Genomic DNA, 2,107 nt, shown 5'->3' with positions numbered 1-2,107 from the left:
GGGTCGATCGCCTCAACCTCGTCTGATCCGGATTCCGCCTCCCAGTGTGTCGATGCGCAGCTCCGCCGCCCCCTCGCCGATCACGCAGACCGCGCGCCGCCGCGCGCGGCCCTGACGCTCTCGCTCGCTCTCCGGGGGAAGGTCGAGAGTCCCGCCGAGGGTCGAAGCCCGGATCGTGAGCGACGAAGCGGCGGACACCTCGATCTGCACGTCCCCGCCGGCCGAGCTGACCGACGCCGCACCTTCTTTCAGCTCGAGATCCGCGATGCGGACCCTTCCCCCGAGCGTGCGGAAGCGGAAAATCCCCCGCGGGGACTGAACGCGCAGCTCGCCGCCCATCGTCTCGGCCGTCATCGCCCCCTGGAATTGCACGATCTCGAGATCTCCTCCCATGCAGCGCACGTCGAGGCCGGCGAGGTTTCCGGGAATCTCCATCTCGAGGTTCCCCTTGGCCCACGTAAGGACGTAGTCCAGCCCATCGTGGTGCGCTTCGATCGCTTCCCCACGGACGATAAGAAGATGGCCTGCCTGCGATGCACGCAGGATGACATTTCCACCCTTCGATCCGCCGCCCAAGGAGACCCTGACGGCCTGCTGGATCTTGAGCCGTGCGCCCGCTGGGATTTCGATCCGTCCATCCTTGATCGGGACCGCCTCGGTGGTCGGCCTGTGTTCCTCGAACGCCCTTTGGGTGGCGGCGACGGCGTCCTCGACCGTCCGGCGGACCGTCTCGCCGACTTCCTGCATGATCTGCGCCACCCCCTCCGCGACGCGTTTGCCCTGCGCCTGCCACGCCTCGGACTCTCCTTCAACCGTCTCCTGCCCCTTCGCGCCGGCGCCTTGGGCCTCCCCCTTCGCCCCGGTGTCTTGGGCCTCCCCCTTCGCCCCGGCCGGTGGGCGCAACGCGTTGAGCATGCGCTCCGCTTCCTCCAGGGTGATCTTCCCCTCGGCAACGAGTCTCAGGATTTCCCTCTGCGCCTCGGACATGGGCTGTTCCTCCCGGATCCGCGGGGATCCCGCTCGGCCCGTCGTGGATCGCCGGACGGAGAACCTCCGGCCGGATGCGGTTATGATACACGGAGTCGAGAGAAGATCGGCGTCTCCGCGCTTGGGCGGGGCTGGCCGATCGACGGGGAGGGCTCGCGTGGGCGCGGTCTCATCTGTCGTGCGCGCGGCGCAGGGGTCCGGAGGGCGCAAGCGACCCGCCGGCGCCGGACGGCCTCCGCGGCCGGCCGGCCGGCTGGCGGCTCTGGCGGCTATCGGGGTCATGGCGAGCCTTCTCACGGCGGTCCGGACCGGCGCCGGGGGCTATGGGGAGAATCCGGCCGGCGGGTGGATCGACGCTCACTTCCTGCGCGCCCGGGTCGATCCGGCCGCCGCGCGGCTTGAAGTGATCGACACGCTGACCATCCGCCACCGACCCGGCGTTCCGGCGACGCGGCCGTTCCCGCTCCTTCTCTCCGCGGACCTCCGGATCGATCGTGTCGAGAGAGTCGCCGGGGACCCGATCCGGGCGCGAGACGAGAGCTTCAAGCCCCGCGACTTCTGGACGGATCCTCCCTATGAAGAGCTGGAGGGATACGAGCGCGCGCGATCGATCGCGCTCGAGCTGGAGGGGGCGGCGGGGACCTGGCCCGAGTCGATGCGCGTCGTCCTCTCTTATGGCGGGACCGTCTATGACTCGCTCCGCCCGCCGAGGGTCGCCTATGCCCGGGGATTCGAGACGACGTCGGGGCTCATCGATCCTCGGGGCGCGTTTCTGGGCGGCGCCACATTCTGGATACCGACCCGCCCGGACGAGCGCTTCACCTATCGCTGCGAGATCGTCACGCCCTCCAACTGGCAGAGCGTCTCGCAGGGAGGGCTGATCCGCACGGATACGCGAGACGGCCTGCGCGCGAGCGTCTGGGATTCCCCGCAACCGATGGAGGAGATCTACCTGATCGCGGGCCCCTATGTGACGCGACAGGAGAAGCACGGCGATGTCGATGTCATGACCTACACCTACCAGGATACGGGCGAGGAGATCTGCAAGCGTTACATCGACGGCACGAAGCGCTACATCGATCTCTACGAGAACTTGATCGGCCGCTATCCTTTTTCCAAG

2 protein-coding genes are annotated in these 2,107 nt (G+C 68.4%); one reads left to right on the top strand and one right to left on the bottom strand.

Features of this window, described 5'->3' with window-relative positions; translation table 11 throughout:
* Window positions 1–12: 12 nt before the first annotated feature.
* Window positions 13–987 carry a hypothetical protein gene (locus tag FJY88_13805; protein MBM3288401.1) on the bottom strand — a complete coding sequence of 325 codons (975 nt, stop codon included), beginning with the start codon at window positions 985–987 and terminating at the stop codon, window positions 13–15.
* 157 nt (window positions 988–1,144) lie between these two features.
* Here FJY88_13805 and FJY88_13800 point away from each other — a divergent pair.
* The coding region (locus FJY88_13800; GenBank protein MBM3288400.1) for a M1 family metallopeptidase at window positions 1,145–2,107 on the top strand (963 nt) is incomplete at its 3' end.

The sequence above is a fragment of the Candidatus Eisenbacteria bacterium genome, from assembly GCA_016867495.1.
Lineage (GTDB): Bacteria > Eisenbacteria > RBG-16-71-46 > CAIMUX01 > VGJL01 > VGJL01.
The sequence above is the reverse complement of the archived record's forward strand: the minus strand, read 5'-3'. Positions and strand labels throughout refer to the sequence as shown.